This is a genomic window from Methylovorus menthalis, assembly GCF_020523625.1.
Taxonomy (GTDB): domain Bacteria; phylum Pseudomonadota; class Gammaproteobacteria; order Burkholderiales; family Methylophilaceae; genus Methylovorus; species Methylovorus menthalis.
Genome location: NZ_JAJAQH010000005.1, coordinates 79196 through 105213, shown reverse-complemented (window position 1 = coordinate 105213; position 26018 = coordinate 79196). Strand labels below are relative to the sequence as shown.

General features: G+C 57.4%; 22 protein-coding genes, 1 tRNA gene and 2 riboswitches. Of the genes, 16 read left to right on the top strand and 7 right to left on the bottom strand.

Translation table 11 applies throughout. From position 1 onward, the window contains the following. Window positions 1–60 precede the first annotated feature (60 nt). A riboswitch (cobalamin riboswitch) is annotated at window positions 61–276 on the top strand. Window positions 277–422: 146 nt separating this feature from the next. From LG204_RS05075 to bluB, 10 genes are all read left to right on the top strand, one after another. Then, window positions 423–2339, top strand: coding sequence for a TonB-dependent receptor (locus LG204_RS05075; protein WP_230336255.1), 1917 nt, complete (start codon window positions 423–425; stop codon window positions 2337–2339). 125 nt (window positions 2340–2464) lie between these two features. Then, on the top strand, window positions 2465–3028 hold the full coding sequence (locus tag LG204_RS05070) for a hypothetical protein (protein WP_230336254.1): 564 nt from the start codon (window positions 2465–2467) through the stop codon (window positions 3026–3028). 204 nt (window positions 3029–3232) lie between these two features. After that, window positions 3233–3440: riboswitch (cobalamin riboswitch) on the top strand. Window positions 3441–3547: 107 nt separating this feature from the next. Further along, the gene (locus LG204_RS05065) at window positions 3548–5422 is read left to right on the top strand and encodes a TonB-dependent receptor domain-containing protein (protein WP_230336253.1); all 1875 of its coding nucleotides are present in this window, start codon (window positions 3548–3550) and stop codon (window positions 5420–5422) included. A gap of 120 nt (window positions 5423–5542) precedes the next feature. After that, on the top strand, window positions 5543–6112 hold the full coding sequence (locus LG204_RS05060) for a hypothetical protein (RefSeq protein WP_230336252.1): 570 nt from the start codon (window positions 5543–5545) through the stop codon (window positions 6110–6112). Continuing rightward, window positions 6109–6720 (top strand): cob(I)yrinic acid a,c-diamide adenosyltransferase, encoded by a 612-nt coding sequence (cobO, locus tag LG204_RS05055; RefSeq protein WP_230336251.1) that lies wholly within the window; start codon window positions 6109–6111, stop codon window positions 6718–6720. Before LG204_RS05060 ends, cobO begins: the two co-directional genes overlap by 4 nt. After that, window positions 6714–8003 (top strand): cobyrinate a,c-diamide synthase, encoded by a 1290-nt coding sequence (locus LG204_RS05050; RefSeq protein ID WP_230336250.1) that lies wholly within the window; start codon window positions 6714–6716, stop codon window positions 8001–8003. The genes cobO and LG204_RS05050 overlap by 7 nt, the downstream gene beginning before the upstream one ends. Beyond that, window positions 8000–12346 (top strand): cobaltochelatase subunit CobN, encoded by a 4347-nt coding sequence (locus LG204_RS05045; protein ID WP_230336249.1) that lies wholly within the window; start codon window positions 8000–8002, stop codon window positions 12344–12346. Before LG204_RS05050 ends, LG204_RS05045 begins: the two co-directional genes overlap by 4 nt. Before the next feature lie 103 nt (window positions 12347–12449). Continuing rightward, a complete protein-coding gene (locus LG204_RS05040; protein ID WP_015829172.1) occupies window positions 12450–12878 on the top strand; it encodes a MotA/TolQ/ExbB proton channel family protein in 429 nt (142 codons plus the stop codon). Between the two features lie 27 nt (window positions 12879–12905). Further along, complete coding sequence (locus tag LG204_RS05035; protein ID WP_230336248.1) at window positions 12906–13289, top strand: DUF2149 domain-containing protein; 384 nt, start codon at window positions 12906–12908, stop codon at window positions 13287–13289. Continuing rightward, complete coding sequence (gene bluB / locus LG204_RS05030) at window positions 13286–13933, top strand: 5,6-dimethylbenzimidazole synthase (RefSeq protein ID WP_230336247.1); 648 nt, start codon at window positions 13286–13288, stop codon at window positions 13931–13933. The genes LG204_RS05035 and bluB overlap by 4 nt, the downstream gene beginning before the upstream one ends. Window positions 13934–13940: 7 nt before the next feature. Here bluB and LG204_RS05025 read toward each other — a convergent pair whose 3' ends face one another. Beyond that, the gene (locus LG204_RS05025) at window positions 13941–14621 is read right to left on the bottom strand and encodes a hypothetical protein (RefSeq protein WP_230336246.1); all 681 of its coding nucleotides are present in this window, start codon (window positions 14619–14621) and stop codon (window positions 13941–13943) included. A gap of 91 nt (window positions 14622–14712) precedes the next feature. Here LG204_RS05025 and LG204_RS05020 point away from each other — a divergent pair, with 91 nt between their 5' ends. The 3 genes from LG204_RS05020 to LG204_RS05010 are packed head-to-tail and all read left to right on the top strand — an operon-like array spanning window position 14713 to window position 16273. Then, window positions 14713–15522: a cobalamin-binding protein gene (locus tag LG204_RS05020; RefSeq protein ID WP_230336245.1), complete on the top strand. Its 810-nt coding sequence runs from the start codon at window positions 14713–14715 to the stop codon at window positions 15520–15522. Window positions 15523–15524: 2 nt separating this feature from the next. Continuing rightward, window positions 15525–16052 carry a bifunctional adenosylcobinamide kinase/adenosylcobinamide-phosphate guanylyltransferase gene (gene cobU / locus LG204_RS05015; protein WP_230336244.1) on the top strand — a complete coding sequence of 176 codons (528 nt, stop codon included), beginning with the start codon at window positions 15525–15527 and terminating at the stop codon, window positions 16050–16052. A 2-nt stretch (window positions 16053–16054) separates the two neighbouring features. Next, the gene (locus LG204_RS05010; RefSeq protein ID WP_013440967.1) at window positions 16055–16273 is read left to right on the top strand and encodes an RNA-binding S4 domain-containing protein; all 219 of its coding nucleotides are present in this window, start codon (window positions 16055–16057) and stop codon (window positions 16271–16273) included. 32 nt (window positions 16274–16305) lie between these two features. On the opposite strand, the gene LG204_RS05005 is transcribed toward LG204_RS05010, so the two are convergent. After that, window positions 16306–17778: a cobyric acid synthase gene (locus LG204_RS05005; RefSeq protein WP_230336243.1), complete on the bottom strand. Its 1473-nt coding sequence runs from the start codon at window positions 17776–17778 to the stop codon at window positions 16306–16308. A gap of 14 nt (window positions 17779–17792) precedes the next feature. On the opposite strand from LG204_RS05005, the gene cbiB reads away from it, so the two are divergent. Further along, window positions 17793–18728, top strand: coding sequence for an adenosylcobinamide-phosphate synthase CbiB (cbiB, locus tag LG204_RS05000; RefSeq protein WP_230336242.1), 936 nt, complete (start codon window positions 17793–17795; stop codon window positions 18726–18728). After that, window positions 18721–19701 (top strand): threonine-phosphate decarboxylase CobD, encoded by a 981-nt coding sequence (gene cobD, locus LG204_RS04995; protein ID WP_230336241.1) that lies wholly within the window; start codon window positions 18721–18723, stop codon window positions 19699–19701. The genes cbiB and cobD overlap by 8 nt, the downstream gene beginning before the upstream one ends. Before the next feature lie 88 nt (window positions 19702–19789). On the opposite strand, the gene LG204_RS04990 is transcribed toward cobD, so the two are convergent. The 5 genes from LG204_RS04990 to cobT are packed head-to-tail and all read right to left on the bottom strand — an operon-like array spanning window position 19790 to window position 25688. Continuing rightward, window positions 19790–21712 carry a tetratricopeptide repeat protein gene (locus LG204_RS04990; protein WP_230336240.1) on the bottom strand — a complete coding sequence of 641 codons (1923 nt, stop codon included), beginning with the start codon at window positions 21710–21712 and terminating at the stop codon, window positions 19790–19792. Window positions 21713–21761: 49 nt separating this feature from the next. Then, on the bottom strand, window positions 21762–23282 hold the full coding sequence (locus LG204_RS04985) for a tetratricopeptide repeat protein (protein WP_230336239.1): 1521 nt from the start codon (window positions 23280–23282) through the stop codon (window positions 21762–21764). 13 nt (window positions 23283–23295) lie between these two features. After that, window positions 23296–23892, bottom strand: coding sequence for an alpha-ribazole phosphatase (gene cobC, locus LG204_RS04980; RefSeq protein ID WP_230336238.1), 597 nt, complete (start codon window positions 23890–23892; stop codon window positions 23296–23298). Next, the gene (gene cobS / locus LG204_RS04975) at window positions 23877–24638 is read right to left on the bottom strand and encodes an adenosylcobinamide-GDP ribazoletransferase (protein WP_230336237.1); all 762 of its coding nucleotides are present in this window, start codon (window positions 24636–24638) and stop codon (window positions 23877–23879) included. The genes cobC and cobS overlap by 16 nt, the downstream gene beginning before the upstream one ends. A 6-nt stretch (window positions 24639–24644) precedes the next feature. Then, window positions 24645–25688, bottom strand: a complete 1044-nt coding sequence (cobT, locus tag LG204_RS04970; RefSeq protein WP_230336236.1) for a nicotinate-nucleotide--dimethylbenzimidazole phosphoribosyltransferase — start codon at window positions 25686–25688, stop codon at window positions 24645–24647. 151 nt (window positions 25689–25839) lie between these two features. Between cobT and LG204_RS04965 the strand changes: the two genes are divergently transcribed. Beyond that, window positions 25840–25915: transfer RNA gene (locus LG204_RS04965), tRNA-Phe, on the top strand. Window positions 25916–26018 lie beyond the last annotated feature (103 nt).

Genomic DNA, 26018 nt, shown 5'->3' with positions numbered 1-26018 from the left:
AAGTATTACAAGACGTTAAGTTTTAATCTCACTTTGGTGAATTTTTTTGCATCACGTATAATCCGATGCACGTTATCTGGTGCCCGATTTGCTGCTCTGCAAACCGGGTGAAACTGGGAAACAGGTGCGTTGACGATTAATCGAGCAACTATTCCTGTGCTGCCCCCGCAACGGTAATTACGTGCGGTTCATTCAACAAGCCACTGTGCCCATGCATGGGAAGGCGAATGAACAAAACGTATAAGCCCGGAGACCGGCCCGATATCTCACAAGCAGGCAATACCGCGGGGTGACGGTTTTCGCAGCGAGTCGCACATTATTATTCCTCGCGCCTTCGTTCCGGATAGTTCTCAGACTAAATCCTTACGGTATTCCCTTTTTATTTCTCGCATGCGGGGTCGCATGCACACAAAGGGGTATTCATGAACAAAACCATCCTGGCAAGCACAATAGGCTTGCTGTTTACGACGAGCGTCTACGCGGAAGAAGAAAAAAGCGTGGATATTGACACGGTGATCGTCACAGCCAACCGGCTTGAGCGGAAAGATACCGAAACCACCTACGCATCCGAAGTACACACTCAAGAGATGATTCAGGCTTCCGGTGCTACCAACCTCTACGATTATCTTGCCCAGCATACGTCAATCACCACACTCCCAAACTTCGGGAACAAAGCGACGCCTTCGATTGATATGCGTGGCTATGGCAACGCTAACGGCTATCAAAACATCGTCGTGTCAGTCGATGGTCAACGCCTGAATAACATTGATAGCTCACCGCAATTGATTGGCGGGATTCCGCTCAACAATATTGATCGCATTGAAATTACCAAAGGCAGTGGTTCGGTTGTTTATGGCGATGGCGCCATGGCTGGCACTATCCAGATTTATACAAAAACACGGACTGGCGTTTCTGTCAGCGCTTCTGTGGGCAATTTCGGTAGCAAAACAGGCAATATTTCCGCGGGCATTTCTGAGCAATACTTTGATTTATCTGCCAGCGCATCAGACGACAGCAACGATGGATACAGCAAAAAAGATAGTACCGGCAAAAAAGACAGTTATGCCAGCACAGCCCAGAACATCAAGCTGGGCATCAAGCCTATGGATGGCCTTCGCTTCAATGTGGAGGGCACCAGCTCGCGCACCGACATCCGCTATGTCAATTCACTGACACGCGCTCAGTTTAGAGATGACCCCCGTCAAAACGGCAGTGGTTCAGCATACACCCATCAGGGGCTGGACTCTGACCAATGGCGAGTGGGCGTTGAGTATCAACTCAACAATCACTGGAAGTTCAATGCCAATCGAACCCGGGAAGATAAGCGCTCTGAGTTCATCAACTTTGGCTCGAAGTTCGACTACGACTACCTTTCTCATGACGTGACACTTACATATCAAAGTGACCTTTTCAGCGTTGTAGGAGGGTTGCAAACCTTTGAAGGTGAGCGCCGAGGCGCTAGTGATAGAACCACTAAAGACAATACGGCTGCCTTCATCCAAACAGAACTTCATCTTGAGGCGCTTACGCTTTCAGCAGGGACTCGCCGAGAAAAGGTGGAATATGATTACAAGCCAACGGGAGCAGCCGGTTTAGATGATTCGGACAAACTTGGTGCATGGGATCTGGGGATGAATTATCGCTTTAACCAGCAAGCCAGCGTATTTGCCAACTACAACAAGGCATACCAAGCGCCCGATATTGATCGCTTTTTCACATTCTTCGGCACGTTTAACAGTTTCATTACACCTGCTCGCGCTAGAACTTTAAACGTAGGGTTCAATCATGTTGTTGAAAAAAATCGCTTGAAGATCACTCTTTTCCAAAGCAGATTGGATGATGAAATCTATTACAACGCCAGCACGTTCACTAACACGAATATAGATAAATCACATAAATATGGCCTTGAGTTTCAAGATCAGTTTCAAGTGACAGATAACATCAGCACGTCCTTGATTTACACATACACACGGGCAATTATCGATAGAGAAGCTGATGGAAATGGAACGTTTAATGGTAAAGAACTCCCTGGAGTATCGCGTAATGGCGTAGTAGCTAATCTTGGGTATCGTTTTTATGAAAATGCCTACCTGAATCTTAGCCATGTATGGCGCTCATCCACATACTCTGCGGATGACTTTGCCAACAACTTGACGCAGAAACAAAACAGCTATGAATCTACCAACCTTGCATTGAGCTATAAAATCAAGAACGTGCAGTTATTCACAGCGCTTAATAACATTTTTGAGCACAAGAACTCCATACAGGTACGTGACGATGCCATCTACCCAGTCGATTTCTCACGTACATGGCGAGTTGGCATGAAAGCTGATTTTTAATACACCTTAAAGCTCATATGGCCGCCACATACTTGAATGTATATGGCGGCTTTTTGCTTTTGGGGATTTTGATTTAAACAGTTACAATCCAAGGCACTAAGCAAGCACAACGGAGTTTTGACGAAATGCCGCAGCACAACAAACAGTCTTTGTGGGTGGGTGCTATCCTGATCCTCTTGATCATTGCCACTCGCACCCAGCATTTCGGTAATGAGGTTTACGTGCCAGACGCTACGCTGGCAGTGCTGTTCATGGGCGGCTTGCTGATCCCGAATACGAGCTGGCTGGGGCTGGCGCTGATTGCTGCGTTTGGCATGGATGGCTACGCCATGGGCTGGCAAGGCGTGTCGGATTACTGCATGTCGCCTGGCTATTGGGGATTGATTCCGACCTATGGCCTGGTATGGGGCGCTGGACGACTACTGGCGGACAGTGACAAGCCTTTTGCCATCTTGCCATTTACCTTGTTTGCATGGATTTCCACCAGCATTGCGTTCGTGGTGTCCAATGCCTTCTGGTTCGCGTTTTCAGACAAAGTGGATAGCCTGACTATTACCGAGTTTAGCGTCCGCGTGGCGAAGTACTACACGCCTTATATCGGCTATGCGTTGATGTATGTGGGCATTGGCTGGTTGGCAGCCCGTTTTTTCAAATTGCGGATTGCCGCCCCCAGCAGCATATCGCTTTAATCTCTTTGTTAAGTTCTTGGCTGGTTAAGAATCATGTCAACCAGCAGTGAACACCTTCTCCGCCCGGCAAGCTGCTGGGCTGAATGCATTTGGCCTGGCAAAAAGTGAACCTCCCTGTGCCTGCCAGTCGTACCGTGCCCTCCTGCCTGAAAAGTAACGTCATGCATCTTTCTACGCCTGTTTATTTTCGGCGACATCGCATATAATTCACGCAGTTGTTCAGGTGCCGAAGTCGCTATTCTGTGATGAGGTGAAACTGGGAAACAGGTGCGTTTTTACAAACTAACCCTGTGCTGCCCCCGCAACGGTAATTACGTGTGGTTGATCCTACACGCCACTGTGGCATATGCCATGGGAAGGCGGATTAACAAAACGTATGAGCCCGGAGACCGGCCTGATGATTCAAGGGATTGCTGCGGGGTTGCAGCGTCACCAGACTCGCTTCAGCTGTTCTCCACTCTGTCTTGATTACCACGCCACAGGCGCAAGCGTTGCCGGGAACAGCATAAGGAAAATTCCATGCTTCGCCGTTCTGCACTCGCCATTGCGCTTGCACCTTTGTTTGCCCATTCATCCCACATTCTGGCGGCGGATACCACGCTGTCCGACATCGTCGTTACAGCCGCCCGCACTGAACAAAAAGTCAGCGATGCGCTGGGCGATATCTCCGTCATTACACAAGATCAGATTCAGAAAGCCGGCCAGACTTCGCTGGTACAACTGCTGGCCATGCAGCCTGGCGTGCAGATCGTACAGAATGGCGGCACCGGCAAATCTTCCGATGTCTTTATCCGTGGTGCCAATGCCACGCATACGCTGGTACTGATAGACGGCCTGCGCGTCAGCTCCGCCACTACCGGTACCACAGCGCTTGAAAATATCCCGCTCGACCAGATTGAGCGCGTGGAAATCCTGCGCGGCCCGGCCAGCAGCTTGTATGGCGCAGACGCCATCGGAGGCGTCATCCAGATTTTTACCAAGAGCGGCAAAGGCAAACCTCGCCTGAATGCGAGTGTGGGTCTGGGCACCTATGGCAGCAGCAGCGCTACCGCAGGCGTCGCCGGGCGTGTAGAAAACACCAGCTTCAGCGTGCAGGCCGGCGCCAGCTCCACCAATGGCGTCTCGGCCATTGCCAATAAAACATTAAGAAATTACAACCCGGATGACGATGGCTATAACAACAGAAATGTGTCATTGAAACTGGCTCAGCATTTCACCGAGAACCATGAACTCGGCATCCAGGGCTGGCTGAATGAGGGCACCAACCATTACGATGGTGGCACCTTTAGTCCAGCAGCCAATCCAACAAACCGCTTTGATTATTATGGCAATCGCCGCCAGAGCCTGATCTCGGTTTATAGCAAAAACCAGTTCACGGATAACTGGCTGAGCAATTTCAGCGTCGGCCAGAGTGAAGACAATCTCGAGTCATTCACCCCCAACACAGCGAATACACTGAAAGTCCGCTCGTTGATCAAGACCACGCAAACCCAGTATGCATGGCAAAACGACATCACCACCCCAGTCGGATTATTCAACCTGGGCGCAGAGCGCCGCGAGCAAAAAGTAGAAGGAACCACCACCTTTGCCAAGGATGAACGCAATATTCAATCCTATCTCGCGGGCTGGCAGTACAAGCTCGGCAGCCATCAATTCCAGGCCAACACGCGCCTCGACCAGAATTCGCAATTTGGCGATAAAACCACCGGCAGTCTGGCCTATGGCTATCAGATTACCCCGGAATGGCGTGCGCACGCATCGTATGGCACCGCGTTCAGCGCACCAACATTCAATCAACTTTACAGCCCATTGCAATTTGGCTTTTCTGGCAATGCCAACCTCAAGCCTGAAGAAGCCGAGAACCGTGAAGTGGGTCTGCAATATACCAATGGCAACCATCGCCTGGGGGCCATTTATTACAGAAACAATGTGGATAACCTGATCGTCAACACCCGTGTCGGGACATTGTTAACGCCACTGAATGTCAATGAAGCCGAGCTGAAGGGCCTGACCCTGAGCTACAACGGCGCATGGGACCGCACCCAGGTATATGGCAATGCAGATTTTCAGCGCGCCGAAGATGCCGAAACCGGAAACTGGTTGCCGCGCCGTGCACGCGACCACGGTACCTTGGGACTTACCCAAACGTGGGGCGACTGGCAATTTGGCAGCGAAATCGAAAGCTCCGGCCATCGTTTTGATGATGCGGCCAATACCCTACGCCTGCGCGGCTACACCCTGGTGAATGTGTTTACCAATTACCGCCTCAACCAGGACTGGTCATTGAATGCACGTGTGAACAATCTGTTTGACCGCGAGTACGAGTTGGCACAGAACTACGGAACCTTTGGCACCAACCTGTTCGTCACGCTGCGCTATTCGCCCGCGATGTAAGGCGGGCAAATAGCAGCGGCAAGACAATAGACCATGCAAGAGGCAATGTTAAGGGAACATTTCATTTAAAATATTGAAATGTTCCGTTTCTTAAATACTTTAACCATAAGGCAATCTCTCATGCTTAACCTCACCAAACAGCAACAGCTTATCGTCGGCTTGCTACTCGCAGCACTCATGATCATGACGCGTGGCAATCACTTTGCCAGCATCAACCATCTGCCCAGCGCATCCTGGGCTGTCTTTTTCATGCTGGGTGTCTACTTGCGCCCAATGTGGGTGTTTCCTTTGTTCATGGGCATCGCCGCCGGGCTGGACTTTGCCTCGGTGAGCGCCAGTGGCGGCAGTGATTTCTGCACCAGCCCGGCCTATGGTTTCCTGGTACCCGCTTATGGCACCCTGTGGCTGGGTGGTCGCTGGTTTGCCAAGCATTACAGTTTTGCCATCAAGTCCCTGTTCACATTGAGCGGCGCTGTGCTGGTCAGTAGCTTTATCTGCCACCTGTTCTCCAGCGGCGGTTTCTACTTCTTCTCCGGTCGCTATGCCGATCCATCACTGATGGAATTCCTGCCACGCCTGACCAAATACTATCCATCCTCCCTGCAAACCCTGGCGTTTTACATCGCCACCGCCGCCATCATTCATATCGTGATCAAGCTGGTGCGCGCTGATGCCAAGCAAGCCGCATGAGTGAGCAAGACCAGGGGCTGAACCAGCGCCATGCTGATCGCATGGCGCGCAAAAAAGCGGTGGTGGATGCCAAGATTGAGGCCGCCCGGGTTGAGCGCGGCCTGTTGCTGGTGAATACCGGCAATGGCAAAGGTAAATCCACCGCAGCCTTTGGCCTCCTGGCACGCGCACTGGGGCATGGGCAACGTGCGGTGGTGGTGCAATTTGTCAAAGGCCGCTCGGATACAGGCGAAGAAGCCTTTTACCGCAGCCAGCCAAATGTCACCTGGCATGTCATGGGCGAAGGTTTTACCTGGGAAACGCAGAACCGCGATCGCGATATTGCTGCAGCCAAACAAGGTTGGGCCCAAGCGCAGCAAGCCATGCAGGATAGCAGTGTCAGCGTGGTGATTCTGGACGAGCTCAATATCGTGCTCAAATACCATTACCTGGAGCTGGCCGATGTGCTGGCGGACATTGCCGCTCGGCCGGCCATGCAGCACGTGGTCGTCACCGGCCGTGCCGCCCCGCCAGAGCTGATAGAGCAAGCCGATACCGTCACCGAAATGAATATGGTCAAGCATGCCTTTAAAAATGGCGTGCAAGCCATGCCGGGGGTGGAGTGGTAGCGGCGGCCTGCCCGGCCCTGCTGGTTTCCGCCCCGGCATCCAATCAAGGCAAAACCCTGGTCACCGCCGCCCTGGCCCGCGCCTGGCGCGATAGCGGCTTGCGGGTGCGTGGCTTCAAGTGTGGCCCCGACTTTCTTGACCCCATGATCCTGGCAACCGCCACCGGTCATCCCGTTTACAACCTCGACCTGGCCATGAATGGCGAGGCCGACATCCAGACCAGGTTGCATCAGGCCGCGCTCGACGCCGATGTGATCATCATTGAAGGCGTCATGGGGCTATACGATGGCGCACCATCCAGCGCCGATATCGCCGAGCGATTTCGTATCCCCGTCGCCCTGACCGTAGATGCTGCTGGCATGGCGCAGACTTTTGGCGCACTGGCAGCCGGGCTTTATCGCTATCGCCCGGCGCTGATTCCGGCGGGTGTCATCGGCAACCGCACCGGCAGCAGCCACCATGCGGATTTATTGCGTCAGAGCCTGCCAGCCGATATTCCATGGCTGGGCGCCTTGCCAAAATCCGACAACTTTTCATTGCCAGAACGCCACCTCGGCCTGCATCGCGCCGATGAGATTGACGATCTGGAGCAACGCATCAGCGCTGCGGCACAGGCCCTGCTGGCCTCGCAGCCCGATGGCAAACTACCGCTACCCCCAGCTACCGACTTCGCTGCACCCGCCCACACCCCAGCCGACACCTTCCGTCCGCTGGCGGGCAAAACCATCGCCATCGCACGCGATGCGGCCTTCTGTTTTATTTACCCCGCCAATCTCGATTGCCTGCGCGAGCTGGGCGCCAAGCTCGAATTTTTCTCGCCGCTGCAAGACCAGGCGCTGCCCGTGGCCGATGCCCTATGGTTTCCCGGCGGCTATCCGGAAATCCACGCTGCCACGCTCAGCGCCAACCAAGCCATGCGCCAGGCATTGCAACTAGCCTGGCAAGCAGGCACGCCCATGCTGGCCGAATGCGGCGGCATGATGGCGCTCAGTGCAGCGATTGATACCACGCCAATGTTTGGCCTGCTGCCCGGCAGCACCAGCATGCAGTCGCGCTTTCAGGGCCTGGGCGTGCAGTTTGCCGATTTTACCGATGGCCGCCTCAACGCCCACACCTTTCATTATTCCCGCATGGAAACCACCTTGCCGCCCATGCACATCGCCACTACCCAACGCGGCAAACCCGGCGAAGCCATCTACCGCCATGGCAGCCTGACCGCGAGCTATCTGCACTTTTACTTCCCCTCCAACCCGCAAGCGGCCGCCGCCCTCTTCACCGCATGATGTCCCGGCTGCCTGCTTCTACCCTTGGCGGCCTGCTGCTTGCGGCATTCACATTTTCCAGCCTGCCCGCCTCCGCCGCCACGCTGTTCGGCATTGTCTCCGATCGCACCGCCCCGGCAGTGGCCAATGCGGCGCATGTGGTGCTCGCCAATAACGGCAAAGATAAAATCCTGCTGCGCACGCAATCGCAAGTGCTGGCGGCGGACGACAAAACACTGGATCGCTGGCTGAAAAATGCGGATGCAGTGATGGCCATCGCCGTATACGGCGAAGCCGCGCAACGCCTGCAAATCCGGCTGGATCGGGCTGGCAGTGGCAATATCCGCAACTTCATCGCCATCAATGGCGAAAGCGGCCTTTCCATGCGCAGCCGCTTTGCTGGTGAGCCCGTCAGCCGCTTCAAGGATGCGGCAGCGCTGACACTCACCCAAAATAACCTCGCCCCGGAGATTGCCAGCGCCGCGCGCAACCATCCGGCCGCCGGGCAATGGCTGGCCATGCACGACCTGTGGCAAGCCGGTGGCACTGAAAACCAGGCGGCCTTCATCCGCTACTGGCTGCACCCGCGTGGCACAGCGCCATTACCCAAACCACAGCCCGCCATGGCATTTCGCATGCAAGGCAAGGAAATCCCGCACACCGCCCTGCGTCTAAATGCAGCGCCGGTACTGGTGGTGCTGGACCTTAACACCAGCGATCCGCAACCCGCCGATGCCATTTGCGCCGACAGCGCGCGCCGCAAGCTGCAATGCCTGGTCGTGATGGCGCGCTGGGGAGAAAGCTCGCGTGACGCCATCGCGCAGCTGAAAACCCTGGTCGCCCCGGCCATGCCCGCCGGGCTGGTAGTGCTGCAGGATTTTGTGGTTGGTGCCGCCGAAGGGCGTGAGGCCGTCACCAGCCTGCTATCGCAGCTTGATGTGCCGGTCTACAAGGCCATACGCCTCACCGACCGCACCGCCTCGGCCTGGCAGCTTTCCGAAGATGGCCTGCCGATCAACTCGGTGCAATACCGCGTGGCCATGCCAGAGATTCAAGGCAGCTCGCAGCCTATCGTAGTCGCAGCCGCTGGCCCCGCCACACTGGACAAACAAACCGGCGTGGAGCTCAAACTGCCGCAGATGCTGCCTGCCGAAGTTGGCTCGCTGGTAACGAGGGCAATACGCTGGCAAACGCTGCGCGACAAACCGAATGCCGACAAGAAAGTCGCGCTGATTTACTACAACCACCCGCCAGGTCGCCAGAACATTGGGGCCGATAATCTTGATGTACCCGCCAGCCTGTTCGACATGCTGCACGCGCTGCAACAAGCGGGCTACACCACCGGCGAGCTGCCAGCTTCGCCCGAGGCGCTGCTCGACATCATGCAGCAACGCGGCGTTAACCTGCCGGAAGACAACGGCGCCCTGGCGGAGATGCAGCAGCACGTCACCAATATGGATGCGGCAAGCTATCAGCGCTGGTTTGCCACGCTACCCGCCGCCGTGCGCGGCGAGATGACGGAAGGTCCACTCGGCAGGCTACATGCGGATATCGTCGCGGCGCAACAAGCCGGAGAAATCGCCATTGGCCGCACCCGCCTCGATAAAGCCATGCATGAGCTGCGCCACCTGCTGGAAGGCGCAGACCACCCCAAGCGCAATGAAGCGCTGCGCCAGCTTGCCGCACTGCAAACGGGCTACGAGCAATGCCTGGATCAACACACCGATTGCAACAAGCTCACCCAAGACAAATCCCGCCTCGCCGCACTGGGCATTGAAGGCCTGCGCGGCTGGGGCCAGCCGCCGGGCAAGGTCATGGTGCATAACGGCAATATGCTGATTCCCGGCATCCGCTTCGGCAATATTTTCATCGGCCCGCAACCGCCACGCGGCTGGGAGGTGGATGAAGAATTGCTGCATGCCAACACCACCATTCCGCCACCGCACCAGTACCTAGGGTTTTACCACTGGCTGCAAGCCGATTTCGGTGCCGATGCGCTGGTGCACATCGGCCGCCATTCCACCTATGAATTCCTGCCCGGCAAGGCGGTGGGCCTCTCGGCCAGTGATTATTCGCGCCTGATCGCGGGCGATCTGCCCGGCATTTATCCGTATATCGTCGATGGCGTAGGCGAGGGCACGCAATCCAAGCGCCGCGGCCTCGCGGTGATGATAGACCACCTGACACCGCCGCTGACCGCCACGCCGCTGTATGACCGCTTGCTGGAGCTGCGGCAGGTAGTGGAAACCTACGAATCCTCCAGCTCGGACACCATGAAACTGGAAGCCGCACGTGAAATGCGGCGGCTGGTGGAGGCCCTGCAACTGCGCTCGGAGCTGGAAGCCAGCATGGCCGATGTGCTGCAGGTACGCGGCATCGGCTTTGAGCAGACGGACGATGATTTGCTGGCACATGAAGTCGGCCATTACCTGACCAAGCTGCAGGAGAAGTTCATGCCTCACGGCCTGCATATCTTTGGCCGCCCCTGGTCAGAGGCGTCCTTGCAGCTGATGCTGGACTCCATGGGCCGCGGCCAGGAACACAAGGTGAGTGAGGCCACGCGCGATGCGCTCGCCGCCTCGCCAGGGCTGGAAATGCATGCCTTTTTGCATGCGCTGGAGGGCGGGTTTATTGCCCCCGGCAAGGGTAACGACCCGCTGCGCTCGCCTGAATCATTGCCCACAGGCCGCAATTTTCATGCGCTGGATGGCGATGTATTGCCTACCCGGCTTGGCTTTCAGATGGGGGCCGCCATGGCTGACAAGGTCAAGCAACGCGACAGCATCAAGGATAGCGAAGGCGTGATTCTCTGGGCATCCGATGCGGTACGCGATGAAGGCGTGATCGTGAGCTTTATCCTGCGACTGATGGGCACGGAGCCGGAGTGGAATGCACGCGGCATTGTGCAAAAAATGCAGCTCACCCCCGGCGTGCCGCGGCACGATGTCATCGTCACCACCTCGGGGCTGTTTCGTGATCTTTACCCCAACCTCATGCAATGGATAGACACCGCAGGCCGCATGGCGCTCGCCGCCTCAGCCACACGCATACGCCAGCAGCACCCTGAACTCAGCGATGCGCTGGATGCCGCCCTGACTCCGCTGGGCGAAGGCCGGCAGGAAGCCGATGAATCGCTGGAGAGCAATGGCGTGGCGTTGCACTGGCTGCGCCGCACCCAGGCACTGGCAACCCAGGGCATGCCGCTGGCGCAAGCCGGGCGTGAAGCCGCCTGGCGTATCTTTGGCGATGCCCCCGGCGCCTATGGCACCGGCATCAACCGCCTGACCGAGCGCTCCGGCAGCTGGAAAGATCGTAGCGAGCTGGGCAATGCCTACCTCACCCGCATGGGCCACGCCTACGGGCTGGATGCGCAGGGCCAGCCTGCCCATGCCGTGTTTTCCACCGCACTGGGCAGCATTGCCAACACCTACCATGGCCGCGCATCCAACCTCTATGGCCTGATGGATAACAACGATGCGTTTGATTACCTGGGCGGCCTCTCCCTCGCTACCGAGCAGGTCACCGGCCAGCGTCCGGCGGCGCGCATACTTAACCACAGCGACCCGAACAATGTGAGTGATGACCCACTGGAAACCGCCCTGCTGATGGAAATGCGCGGCCGCTACCTGAACCCGAACTGGATACGGCCGCTGATGGACCATGGCTATGCCGGTGCACGCACCATGGGTACCGAGTTCATGGAAAACCTGTGGGGCTGGCAAGTCACGCGGCCAGATATCATCAAGGACTGGGCCTGGGACGAAGTAAAGCGGGTATATGTAGACGATGGCCTCGGACTGGGGCTGGATAAATTCCTGGAGGACAAGCACAACGCGCATGTGAAAGCACAGATGCTGGCGATCATGCTGGTCGCCGCGCAAAAAGGCTACTGGCATGCCGATGATGCCACTGTGCGCCAGCTCGGCAGCCAACTCGCGCAACTGGTCAGCAAGAATGGCCTGCCCGGCAGCGGCCATACCGCGCCCAATCACCCCATGTGGTCGTGGCTCGCCGGCCACCTAAGCAGCCAGGATAACCAAGTCTTGCAGCAGGTATTATCCAAAGCGCGCGGTGACGGCCTGAATGCCTATGGCCCCACTGCCCAGCCTGAGGCCAACGCTCCCCATCTGCCTGATGCGACGCCAGAACCCGAGCCAGTGCATGCCAACAAACCCGCCAGCAAGGCCGCGCAAAAACCGACGCCCGCGGCCAAAACACCCCCAACGCCGGTGCAAGCAGCACCCACCATGTATGAAGTCGCGGTGAAATCCGTGCAAATGCATCTGGGGTGGTGGCTGCTGGCCCTACTGCCTGCACTGGGCCTGGGTATCTGGCTGGGCATGCGCAAGCAACCGCAGGCTTGATCGGTGCGATATACAACGCCCGCTGATGATGGCGACCCTGCAATGCAGGATGCGCCATACCGTGGCAGCCCATCCCGGCATCACATTGTAAAAAGGACGATTTATGCTGTTTGACATGAACAATCTGCACGCGGCCATTACCAGCCTGCTCACCCCGGTGATCGCCATTCTGATCGCCTCGGTCGCCTTCGCCGTGCTGGAATCCGGCATTGCCATCGGCGAGCGGCTGTTTGGTCTGCGCCAGATGCGCCAGTCGGCGAGCGATGCCGTGATCAAAACTGCCCGCCACCGGCTGGAACGCGCCGATCTGCTGGCGCGCATTCCGCCCATGCTTGGGCTGATGGCAACCATCATTCCCCTCGGGCCTGGCCTCGCTGCGCTGGGGCAAGGCAACCCGGCGCAACTCGCGCAAGCCGTCACCACCGCGTTTGATGCCACCGTGCTGGGCCTGATCGCCGGTATTGCCGGCCTCGTGATCGGCAAGCTGCGCCGCCGCTGGTATGAAGATGTGCTGGAATCGCTGGAAAGCTGAAGGCCATGTCATGAAAAAAGCTAAGCCATGAAAACAAGCCATAACATGAATACGGAAGCGGCCGTCGCACCGCGCCCGGCCAAACGCCGCCTGCACAGCCGCTTTGACCACGACGATGAAGACCCACGCGCCAGCCTGGTCAATCTGGTGGATGTCATGCTGGTATTCGCCTGCGGTCTGCTAGCCGCGCTCAGCGCCGGTGGCCAGGCCATGATCAAACCCGCCAAGGAACTGGAGCGCGGCCGCGAAATCGCCGCGCCACCCAGTGTTTCCGGCAACCCTGGCAGCGGCTATCAATCAGTCGGCCAGGTTTATCGCGATGAAAAAACCGGCAAACTGCTGCTGATCGAGCAAGCCAACCCATCCGCCCCAGCCCAACCCTCAGCCTCAGCGCAAGGAACCGCAAAATGAGCGACTTTCGTTACAGCGATGAAGAGCGCGCCGCCATCTACCGCGCCATCGCCGAGCGGCGCGACATGCGCCATTTTTTGCCAGACCCGGTAGACCCCGCCACCCTGCAACGCCTGCTCAATGCCGCGCACCACGCCCCCAGCGTTGGCCTCATGCAACCCTGGCGCTTTATCCGCATCACCCAGCCCGCCTTACGCCAGCAGATACACGCGCTAGTGGAGCAAGAGCGCCAGCAAACCGCGCATGCCCTGGGCGAACGCGAAGCCGAATTTTTACGCTTGAAAGTGGAAGGCATTCTGCAATGCGGCGAAGTCATCGTTGCCGCTCTGTGCGATGGCCGCGAACGCTACGTCTTCGGCCGCCGCACCCTGCCCGAGATGGACCTCGCCTCCGTCTCCTGCGCCATCCAGAACATCTGGCTCGCCGCCCGCGCTGAAGGCCTCGGCATGGGCTGGGTCTCTATCTTCGACCCCGAGCAACTCGCAAGACTGCTTAATATGCCAGAAGGCGCTAAGCCAGTAGCCGTGCTATGCCTGGGCCATGTGCCCGCGTTTTATGCGCAACCCATGCTAATTGAAGAGGGATGGGCGGAAGCGAAGCCATTGAGTGAGATGGTGATGGAGGATTGGTGGAAAGATTCTTAAGAAGGATTCATTCAGCAGCCCTAAGTAACGGGCTAAATAAATAATCCACACATGTCCTATTTTCGGATTGAACTCGGTGCAAGTTATCCAGAGCCACACACATTTCAAAACCAAGCAATGCGATTAGCTTTTGGGATGATGCAACAAATCCTAGCTCATACATTGGCTTATCAACTGGGTGGGCCATTCCAGCTAGAATTGGATAAACAGCAGCCCACAAATCATAAGCCATTGGAGTAGACGCATGCAGATTGGCAGCCAACTCTCTCTTGGATGGTGAATCTAAATCCTCCTTCGTTAAATTCGTAAAATTGCTTTTTAAAAATAATTTAATTGGAATACCTGGCAATACTTGAACGCTCATTACCTCATTCATTTTTGAGCCATAAAATTCAATATCTGATCGCGACTGTAACAAAAAGGCTTGATCGTACTCATGCGTATTAATCTGTTGCTGTAAAGCTGTTTGGCGCCTTTGGAGTGTGACTTGAGCTCCTAAAACAACTAAGGTACATACTGCAAGTAATGGGGAGTAAATTCCACCCATCGCAGAACCAAACTCAGCCCAACGCTCATGATCATTGGAGATTTGTATACCAAAAGAATAAACATAAAGAGCAAGTGGCAGTAAAAACCAAATACACAATATGAAAATCCCTATAGCAAAAATTGAGGTTTTATATTTCATATAAATATCGCTTCAGTTATTTATTGATCAATATACACAAAAATATAGTGATGCAATTAAGCTCTAAACTACTTACAGACTTGGAACTCCCATGTACCACCGCATCGTCTGCCTCACCACTGAAACCGTTGAAACGCTTTACCTGTTAGGCGCGCAGGATCGTATTGTCGGCATTTCCGGCTTTACCACGCGGCCAGCGGCGGCGCGGCGCGAAAAGCCCAAGGTGTCGGCGTTTACCAGTGCCAAGCTGGACAAGATACTGGCGCTGGAGCCGGATCTGGTGATCGGCTTTTCCAACCTGCAGGCGGATATTGCAGCGGCGCTGATACGGGCGGGGGTGGAGGTGCATGTGTATAACCAGCGCTCGCTGGCGCAGGTGTTGCAGATGATCTTGAGCCTGGGTGTGTTGGTGGACAAGGCCGCCGAGGCGCAGGCGCTGGTGGCGCGCTTGCAGCAGGAGATGGATGCGGTACGCGAGACGGCGGATTATCTGCCGCGCAAGCCGCGGGTGTATTTTGAGGAGTGGGATGCGCCCATGATGAGCGGCATACGCTGGGTAGGCGAGTTGATTGCGCTGGCGGGGGGCGAGGATGCCTTTGCCGAGCTGGCGCAGTTTCCCTCCGCCAAGGACAGGATTATTGCGGACCCGCAGCAAGTGGTGGAGCGGCAGCCGGATATCATCATCGGCTCGTGGTGCGGTAAAAAATTCCAGCCGGAACAAATGATGGCACGGCCAGGGTGGGATACTATCCCTGCCGTACAGCAGGGCTGGCTGCGTGAGATAAAATCAGCGGATATTCTGCAGCCCGGCCCCAGCCTGATTCAACATGGTTTGCGGCAGTTGCAGGAGATCATTCAGCAATGGGGTGCACGGCAGGCCCATCAAAAGCATTGGAGTTAAGCATGTCTACTCATCTGATCCTCGGCGGTGCCCGCTCTGGCAAAAGCCTGTATGCCGAAAAGCTGGCGGAGCAAAGCGGCAAGACGGTGATTTATATCGCTACCGCTCAGGTATATGACAGCGAATTTGGCGAGCGCGTCGCGCATCATCGCAAACAGCGCCCGGCGCACTGGCCAACGGTGGAAAAGCCGTTTGGCCTGGCGGCTACCTTGCGCGAACACGCGGCGGCGGACCGCTGCCTGATGGTGGATTGCCTGACCTTGTGGCTGGCCCAATGCATATGCCCGGACTGCGCGCCACCTGAAGGCGTAGACTGGCAGCAGGAGAAACAAGCGTTGCTGGAAACCCTGCCGACATTGCCTGGCGAAATTTTGCTGGTGAGCAATGAAGTGGGCATGGGCATCGTGCCGCTGGGCGAGATCAACCGCCAGTTTCAGGATGAACAGGGCAGGCTGAACCAGGCCATTGCCGCCATTGCGCCCCGGGTGACCTTTGTCGCCGCCGGGCTGCCACTTACATTAAAAGGATAATCATGGAATTTACACTCAAGGGCGAGTTCATTGAGCTTTGCAACCTGCTGAAACTGACCGGCATCGCCGACTCTGGCGGCCAGGGCAAGGCCATGGTGGCCGATGGTCTGGTAACGGTGGATGGCAAGCCGGAAAGCCGCAAGACCGCGAAGATACGCGCGGGCCAGGTGGTGGAATGCATGGAGCAGACCATACAGGTGCTGGCGGCAGACCCGGCTTGATAGAATTACCCGCCGCGCATGCTGAGCGGGTACTACAAATAGGGCGCGAGCCGCGCCCAATCCAGATGCTGTTCGAGCGCATCAGCCAGGCGGTTCAGGCCATCTTCCCGCAATTGCATATAGTCGTATTCCAGCACGGTTTTATGCGCTTCCAGATCGGGGAGCCCTGCCCATTGCAACAGGGCGCTGGTCGCCGAGGCCTGGTCAAACAGGCCATGCAGGTAAGTGCCTGCTATCTGGCTATCCACTGACATGGCGCCTTCTGGCGCATCGCCGATATACAACATGGGCTGTTGCATGGCCGGGCCTTCGCTGACGCCCATGTGGATTTCATAGCCCGTGACTTCCGCCTGATTCCCGAAGCTGAAGCGCCCTGCCACTTGCGCCAGTTTTTTATGCGTGTGCAGCGTGGTTTGCATGTCAAACCAGCCAAAACCTGGGTCTGAGCCAGCATCGCCTTCCAGCCCGTGCGGGTCGTGAATCTGCTGCCCCAGCATCTGGAAGCCGCCGCAAATGCCCAGCACTTTACCGCCGTAGCGCAAATGGCGCGCCAGAGCGGCCTCCCAGCCATGCGCTTTCAGCGTCTGCAGATCGCCGCGCACGTTTTTACTGCCGGGGAGAATAATCAGGTCCGCCGGTGGCACCGGCTCGCCCATGCTGATGAATTCGAAATGCACATGCGGATGCAGGCGCAGGGCATCCATATCCGTGTGGTTGCTCACATGCGGCAGCACGGGCGCGATCACCCGCAGGCGGATGTCGTCCTTGAGCGCGACTTCGCGCGGCACGGCATCTTCTGCCTCGATATGCAGTTGATGCAGATAAGGCAGCACGCCCAGGACAGGCTTGCCGGTCTCCTGCTCCAGCCAGTCCAGGCCGGGTTGCAGCAAGGCAATATCGCCGCGAAAGCGGTTGATGACAAAGCCGATAACACGCTGGCGTTCAGATTCGCTGAGCAAGGCCAGCGTGCCAACGATGTGGGCAAATACGCCACCGCGATCAATATCCGCCACCAGCAGCACCGGACAATCCGCCGCCTCGGCAAAGCCCATGTTGGCAATATCGTTCTGGCGCAGATTGATTTCGGCCGGGCTGCCCGCGCCCTCCACCACCACACGTTCATATTGCTGGCACAGGCGTTGCCACGAGGCCATCACCGCCTTCATGGCCGTGGGTTTGTAATCGTGATAGCGCGTGGCCTCCTGATTGCCAACCACGCGGCCGTGAATGATCACCTGGCAGCCCGTATCGCTATTGGGCTTGAGCAGCACGGGGTTCATATCAGTATGCGGGGGCAGGCCACAGGCCTGGGCCTGCACGGCTTGTGCACGGCCTATCTCGCCGCCATCCACCGTCACGGCCGAATTGAGCGCCATGTTTTGCGGCTTGAACGGCGCGACTCGCACGCCCCTGCGATACAATACCCGGCACAATCCCGCGACCAGCGTGCTTTTGCCCGCATCGGAAGTCGTACCCTGAACCATGAATGTTTGAACGGATGCCATTGGTCCATTATTCCATGAGTTGGCTGCCAACCCCAGCCCTATTGATTATCGCCGCCTGCCTGCTGGATTGGCGGCTGGGCGAGCCCACCCGCTGGCATCCCCTGGTGGGCTTTGGCACGCTGGCAGCACGACTGGAGCGCGCCATGAATCATCTGCAAGGTGCGTTTTCTGGTCGCATCGCGGGCTTGCTGGCGTGGCTCATACTGCTGGTGCCTGCGGTGCTGGTCGCCATCCTAATCACCTGGCATCCGCTGGGTTGGCTGATCGATGTGCTCCTGCTTTACCTCGCCATCGGCGCGCGCAGCCTGCACCTGCATGCCATGCGGGTTTTTGAGGCCTTGCAGGCGCGCGACATGGTGCGTGCACGCGAAGCCGTCGGCATGATGGTCAGCCGCGATAGCAAAAAACTGAGTCGTGGCCAGATTGCCTCGGCCACGGTGGAATCCGTGCTGGAAAATGGCAATGACGCGATATTTGCCGCCATTTTCTGGTTTGCGCTGCTGGGTGGGCCAGGCGTAGTAGCTTACCGGCTCGCTAACACGCTGGATGCCATGTGGGGTTACCGCACGCCGCGCTACCGCTATTTTGGCTGGGCCGCCGCCCGGCTCGATGATGTGTTCAATTTGATTCCGGCGCGGCTGACAGCGCTGGCCTATGCGCTTTGCGGCCACACCTGGTCAGGGCTCAAATGCTGGTTCACCCAGGCGCGCACCTGGTACAGCCCCAACGCCGGGCCGGTAATGGCGGCAGGCGCTGGCGCGTTAAGAGTCAAACTGGGTGGCCGCGCGCCCTACCATGGCGTATGGAAAGACCGCCCAACACTAGGGCTGGGAGCAGCAGCGGAGGCGGCCCATATTCCGGCAGCACTGACCTTGATCAAACGCAGCATGATGCTGTGGTGCGTGGGCGTTTTAGTTGCCTGGCTGATCTGGAAACTGCTGCATGCTTGAACATGGCGGCAACCTGCAACAAGCCTGCATAGACTACGATCGCCCGCTGGAAGCCTGGCTGGACCTCTCCACCGGCATCAGCCCATACGTCTACCCGATTCCATCCATCAACCCTGCACTCTGGCACCGACTGCCGATAGAAAACGATGCGCTGCTGGACACCGCACGCCACTATTACCAGCAAGAGCATGTACTGGCCGTGGCAGGCTCGCAAGCCGCCATTCAGGCGCTGCCTCATTTACGCCCATCCAGCCGTGTATTGGTACTCACTCCCGCTTATGCCGAGCATGCCCATGCCTGGCGCCAACACGGGCATACCGTCACTGAGCGCGATACCTTACCCGATGCGCGCGAGCTGCACGACATCGACGTGCTGGTAGTGTGCAACCCAAATAACCCGACTGGCCGCCTGTGCTCGCCTGCACAATTACATGCATGGCGGCAAGCCTTGGCGCCGGGCGGCTGGCTGATTGTGGATGAAGCGTTTATGGACGCAACGCCGGAGCACAGCATCAGCGCGCAAGCCGCAGAACCTGGAATGATACTGCTGCGTTCGCTGGGTAAATTTTTTGGCTTGGCCGGGGCGCGTGTGGGCGTGGTGCTCGCCGCGCCGGAACTACTGGATCAACTAAGGGAATGGCTGGGGCCTTGGACACTAACCGGCCCAGCGCGCCAGATCGCCACGGCAGCCATGGCGGACGCTGACTGGCAGCGTGTGCAGCGCAGTCGCTTGCAGCAGGATATGCAGAAGCTGAATGCCATATTGCAGGCGGCGGGTATCGCGCCCACTGGCAGCACGGCACTCTTCAGCTACTGGCAAGACCCGCGTGCGGCTGAGCTGCATGCCCATCTGGCGCAGCACAGCATCTGGACGCGGCGATTTTCCCAACCATCGGCTATACGGCTTGGGCTGCCGCCACCTGAAAGCTGGGACATACTGAAACAAGCACTGCACGCTTGGGTAGATAAGTAATGACAAGGCCTAGCGCAGACTTACTTCATTACTCAACTGAGCGATAGCCTGCAACCCTGAAGGTGCAGTGCCTCTCACCATTTCAACCTCAATCCGCGTCCAACAAGGCCTCTAAGCCTTCACCCACGCGAGCAACCACTGCCGACCAGTCACCCCGCTGGGCCTGACGGAACAATCTGGCGGTGGGATACCAGGGGCTATCTTCCCGCGCCAGCAACCATCGATAATCCGGCACAAAGGGCAGCAATACCCATACTGGCTTGCCCATGGCACCTGCCACGTGCGCCACGGAGGTATCCACAGTAATCACCACATCCATGGCATCAATCAAGGCTGCGGTATCGGCAAACTGGTTGAGCGCGGCACGGTGATCCTGTATCGGCAGCTCCGCCATCACACCTTCGTCAGCCGGCCGCAGCTCTTTTTGCAGGCAATGAAATTCGACCGGGAGCGCCATCAGCGGCGCCAGGCTTTGCAGCGGAATGCTGCGTTTGGCATCGCGCATGTGTGTGGCGGAGCCAGACCAGACCAGCCCAACCTTCAGCTGCTTCGGTTGGCCTGCCACTACAGGGAACTCAAATCGATGCGCGGTTTGTGGCACGCGCAGGTATGGAATGTCGGCAGGAATGGTGGCGAGTGTAGTTTCAAACGCCAGCGGCAGGCTCATGTAAGGGCAATAAAGATCATAAGCCTCAAACCCCGTACCCCGCTCTACCACGGCAAAGTCCGGGCCCATGGTCTTGAGCAGATCTACCAAGGCTGGCGGTGCCTCAAGCGTCACCTGAGCCCCGGCATTTGCCGCAAGCCTGGCATAGCGCACAAACTGCACTGTATCGCCCAGGCCCTGCTCGGCGGTAAGCAGCAGGCGCTTACCTGCAATGGGGGCATCGCCCAGCCACAGCGGTTGCGCGCAGACCCGGCGATAGCCACGTGGTGGGCCTTCTGCCTCCCAGCCGTGTTCAAACAGATGCCAACCTTGCTCAAAGTCGCCACGCACCAGGCAAATCAATGCCTTGTTCCACAACACGGTGGCATTATCCGGCTCCAGCTGTAATGCCTGATCATAATCCTGCAGGGCAGCATCATACTGCCCCAGATCCAGATAGGCATTGCCGCGGTTGGAATACACTTGCGGATTGCGTGGCGTCAGGGCAAGTGCGGCACCGTAAGCCTGCAGCGCCTCATCATGCCGGTCTAGCGCCAGCAGCGCATTGGCGCGATTCAATGTCGCTTCGGCAAACTCAGGGCGCGCGGCCAGAGCAGCATCAAAACTCGCCAGTGCCTGCGCATGCTGACGCAGATGCTTGAGTGCAACGCCGCGTCCATTCAACGCCAACGGATTTTGCGGCTGCACTTGCAACACATGATCAAAATGGGCAATGGCAAAATCGTGCTTGCCCAGCTCAATCAGGGCATTGCCGCAGCTGGTATAGGCTTCCAGATAGTCTGGCTTCAGATCAATCGCTTTGTTGAAGAAGCTGAGCGCATCCTGCCATAGCAGCCGCTGGTTCAGGATAATGCCAAGATTATGGTAGGCCTCGGCGTGGTCGGGACGATATTGCAAGGCACGCTGGTAATAGGCCTGGGCTGATTCAGCGCGGCCCAGCATCATGCAGGTATTGCCCGCCAGGAAAGCACTGGCGGCATCGGCCTCACGCAGCTGCAATACACTTTCCAGCGCAGTAAGTGCTTCTTCATAGCGCCCCAACGCATAACAGGCCTCGCCTATCATGGCCCAGACATCGGCCTGCTCAGGATTGGCGCTCAAAAGCCGCATGCAGAAGTCTATGCATGGCTCATGACGCTGCGTCTGCAAATAGAGGCTCGCCAGTAAGGTGAGCAACCGGCCATCCTCCGGAAAGCGAGTGAGCAGTTGCTGATAAACCGCTTCGGCAGCTTGCCAGTCATGCGCGGTTTGCAGCTGCATGCCACGGCGCAAGCCAACTTCCAGCGGCTCGACACCGGCATGGGGTTGTTTGTGCGGGGGCGCAGCAGGCCGTTTATTTTTCATGCCATTAACTCCATGTTCTCAGCAAGCCGCTTGCCGGCTGCATCCTTATTCATTCTTGTGTGGGCGCTTCTGGTTGACTGCCCAGAGCTTGCAGATCAAGCATCACTTGCTGCACCACACTGGCCCAGTCCCCGGCAACCGGTTGCCGATACAGGCGTGCAGTGGGATACCAGGGGCTATCTACACGATCCAGCAGCCAGCGGAAATCCGGAATCCAGGGTAACAAGACCCACACCGGCTTGCCCAATGCGCCTGCCAGATGCGCGACCGAAGTATCAACCGAAATCACCACATCCATGGCGCTGATCAGGGCCGCGGTATCGCTAAAATCTTTCAGGGCCCCGGTATGCAGATGCATCTCGGGCCAGTCGGCCAGGGTTGGCAAATCAACCTCGCGCACGTCAAGCTGCAAGCAATGCAGTTCTATCGATAAATCACGCCAGGCTTGCAGGTTTTGCAACAGCAGGCTGCGGCGGTGATCATTGCTATGCGTAGTAGAGCCAGACCACACCACTCCCACTCGCAGCTTGCCAGGGGGCGCGAGCTGAAATGTTGCCTTGCGGGTTTTATCCGCTTTTAAATAGGCCGTATGCGTGGGCAAAGTAGAGACCCCAGCCTTTATCCATGCCAGCGGCATGCTGAGCAAGGGGCTATGCAAGTCAAATGCGGGCAAGTGTTCACCCGCTGCCACGACCTGCACCGCTGGATGCAATGAGTGCATGAGCGCCTTTAATGGTGCTTGCACTTCGAGTATCACCTCAGCCCCTTGGGCCATGGCATCCAGTGCGTATCGGCAAAACTGGATGGTGTCGCCATAGCCCTGCTCGGCCCACAGCAGCAAGCGCTTGCCCGCCAACGGGGTATCGCCGAGCCAGCGCGGCTGATCAAACCGGCGCATCAGGCCACGTGCTTCGCCTTCGGTATGAAAACCGTATTCATATAGCGCCCAGCCTTGGGCATATTCGCCCAGCAGCAGATGCAGCAGGGCTTTGTTCCAGAAAAACCGGGGCTGATCGGGTTGGCGGGTAATGGCCTCAGTAAAATCCTGCATGGCAAGGGCAAAGCGGCCCTGATCAAGATGCAGATTACCGCGATTATTGAAGGCCAGCGCCGAGGGGTATTGCGCAATGATCTGGTCGTAAAACGCCAGGGCCAGCTCGACATCTCCTGCATCTGCCAAGGTATTGGCGAGATTAAGGTAAAGCGCAGGCTGATCGGGTTGCAGTTCAATCGCGGTTTGCAAGGCCACGATGGCTTCATCAAAGCGACGCGCCTTTTGCAGGGCGAGCCCGCGATAATGATGAATAGCAGCGTCTTGCGGCGCGGCAGCCAGCGCATAATCCAGATGCGCGATGGCAAATTCGTATTGCTTGAGGGAAGTTAGTGCGCGCCCACAGCCCACCAGCGCCGCCAGATTGTCCGCTTGCAGGGCGAGCATGTGGTTGTACTGTTCAAGCGCAAGTTTGTAATGCCCCTGTGCCAGTGCCTGATCAGCGCGTTTTACCAGACTCGCCAGCTCGCCCGCCCCGGCGTTTTTTTTCTGATTGGATGGGGTGGACGAAGTAGACATAAGGTTACGGGGCTCAGCGGTTAACAAACCCGACGCGCATCAGCGGCCGGTCACGATCAATATCAATTATCAGTTTCGTGACACTAGCATAGTCGACATGCAGTCTAAACACGTTACTGAGGGGTAAACCCAGCGCAAATCCGGTGAGCGCGCGTATCACCCCGGCATGCGTGAAGGCAACATGCACACCTGCGCCTTGGTGCGTCAGCTGCTCAACAAAGGCTTGCACACGTAGCGAGAGATCATGGAAAGATTCGCCATTGGGCGGTGCAAGCTTGACATGTTCATCGGCCCATTCATCCAGCAGGCCACGCGGGATGTCGTCCCAGGATTGCAGCTCCCAATCGCCAAAGTTGAGCTCCTTGAGACGGGCATCCTGCTGAATTTCATGCTGGCCACCGGCCACGGCTTGCGCCAGCAGCAGGCAACGCTGCAATGGGCTGCTGTGGAACGAGGCGGCTTCAATATGGGCAATTTTAGGACGTAGCGCCGCCACCTCTTCTTCAAAGGTATGTTTGACGCCAATATCCGATTGTCCGTAACAGATCCCCGGGGCAATGTCCGGCGTGGTATGCCGCACCAGATACAGCTCCATCACTGGCTTAAGCATGCCAATACTCCCAGATAAAACATGACTTCAGTCAATTGCTGCATGGCACCAACGCAATCTCCGGTGTAACCACCCAAACGGCGCTGCAACATGGCGCGAAACCACCACCACACCAAGGCCACCGCCAGCAGCACCAATGGCAACGACCACGGTGGAATAAACCAGGCCGCGCCCAGCAAAGGCAGCAAGCCGGTAAGCATCGCAAATGCCAGCGCTCGCTTGCCGAGTGGCTGGGTCATGCCACCGCCCTTGCCTTGCGGACGCACATAATCCAGGGTTTGCATCAGCCACACGCCCGCCAGGCGGCTCAGGCTATGCCCGGCAAACACGGCCCACAGCATCCCCCCTGTAGACATGCCGGACAAAGTGCTGAATTTAAGCAATAGCATCATGCCCAGCGCCAGCACACCGTAACTGCCCACCCGCGAATCGTGCATGATGGTGAGCGCACGCTCTCGATCCAGCCCGCCACCCAGACCATCTACCGTATCCGCCAAGCCATCTTCATGCAGGGCTCCGGTCAGCCACAGGCCCACTGCCAGCATGCAAAGAATGCTGACGCCATGCGGCAGGAGCTGATGCAAGGCGATATACACAACGCCCATTACAGCACTGATGATCCAACCCACCAGCGGAAAGTATGCGGAAATGCCGGCCATATCGGCAGGCTTGAAATCTGGCTTGGGAGGGACGGGAATGCGGCTGAAAAAACCGAGCGCCAGCAAAAATGGATGGATGAACTTCACGGCGATTTAAGTGCTCTTGCCATCCACACCGGCGGATTCAAACGACGCCATCTCACTCATGAAATTGGCCGCGGCCTGCAACAGCGGATACGCCAGCGCAGCCCCTGTGCCTTCACCCAGTCGCATGCCAATATCGAGCAAAGGCTCGGCTTGCAGGGCTTGCAGCAGACACCGGTGGCCTTGCTCGCCGGAGCAATGGGTAAACACGGCGTATTGTAGGACAGCCGGGGCTATGCGACTTGCCACCAGCATGGCAGCGGTACAGATAAAGCCATCGACAAGAATCACGGCCTGCTTTTCTGCCGCACCCAACATGGCGCCTGCCATCATGGCGATTTCCAGCCCGCCCACATGCTGCAGGGCGGACAAAGGACTATGCAGATGCTGGGCGTGATATTGCAGCACCTGTTCCACAACCGCTACTTTACGTTGCAGGCCAGCATCATCGAGCCCGGTACCCCGGCCAACGCATGTCTGGGCAGACAGCTGGCAAAGCGCCGCCATCAGGGCAGCCGCCGCTGTGGTATTGCCTATGCCCATTTCGCCAAACGCCAGCACATTGCTGCCTTTGGTAATCTCGGCATGCGCCAGTTGCCGGCCTGTATTCATGGCCTTTTCACATTCAGCTTCGGACATCGCGGGCGCTTGCAGCATGTTCTGCGTACCCATCGCCACCTTGTGCGAGAGCAGCATGGGATGCGGCGCAAAATCATGATTCACCCCGGCATCCACCACGCGGATTTCCATCCCCACCTGCCGGGCAAACACGTTAATCGCCGCCCCACCCTGCAGAAAATTCAACACCATCTGCATGGTCACAGCCTGCGGATAAGGGCTGACGCCTGCGGCGACAATGCCATGGTCGGCCGCAAACACCATCATCACCGGCTTACGCAACACAGGATCAAGGCTCTGCTGGATCAGCCCCAGCTGCATGGCGAGCCCTTCCAGCCGGCCCAAGGCGCCCAGCGGCTTGGTTTTATGGTCAATCTTGTGCTGGATGGCCGCAGAAAGGCCGCGGTCTAGCGCTTGAATATCAGGAATTTGCATAAGAACAGCTAACAATGAGTTGGCATCATTTTAATGGCAGGGCGGCAAAATATCTTAAATTCTTTACGTGAGCACAGATTGGCAATGACACAGCTGAAATAAGTTTGCTATAATGCGCGTCTTGTTTGCGAGCCAAGTGCTCAAAAACGCTGGCCGGGTAGCTCAGTCGGTAGAGCAGCGGATTGAAAATCCGCGTGTCGGCAGTTCGATTCTGCCCCCGGCCACCAATTAGATTCAAACAAAAAGCCCAGCCATCGTGCTGGGCTTTTTGTTATGGCTTTCTCGTTTTATCTTTTGGCGTTATCGCTCAAGGCCGCTTCCTCTTCCCAT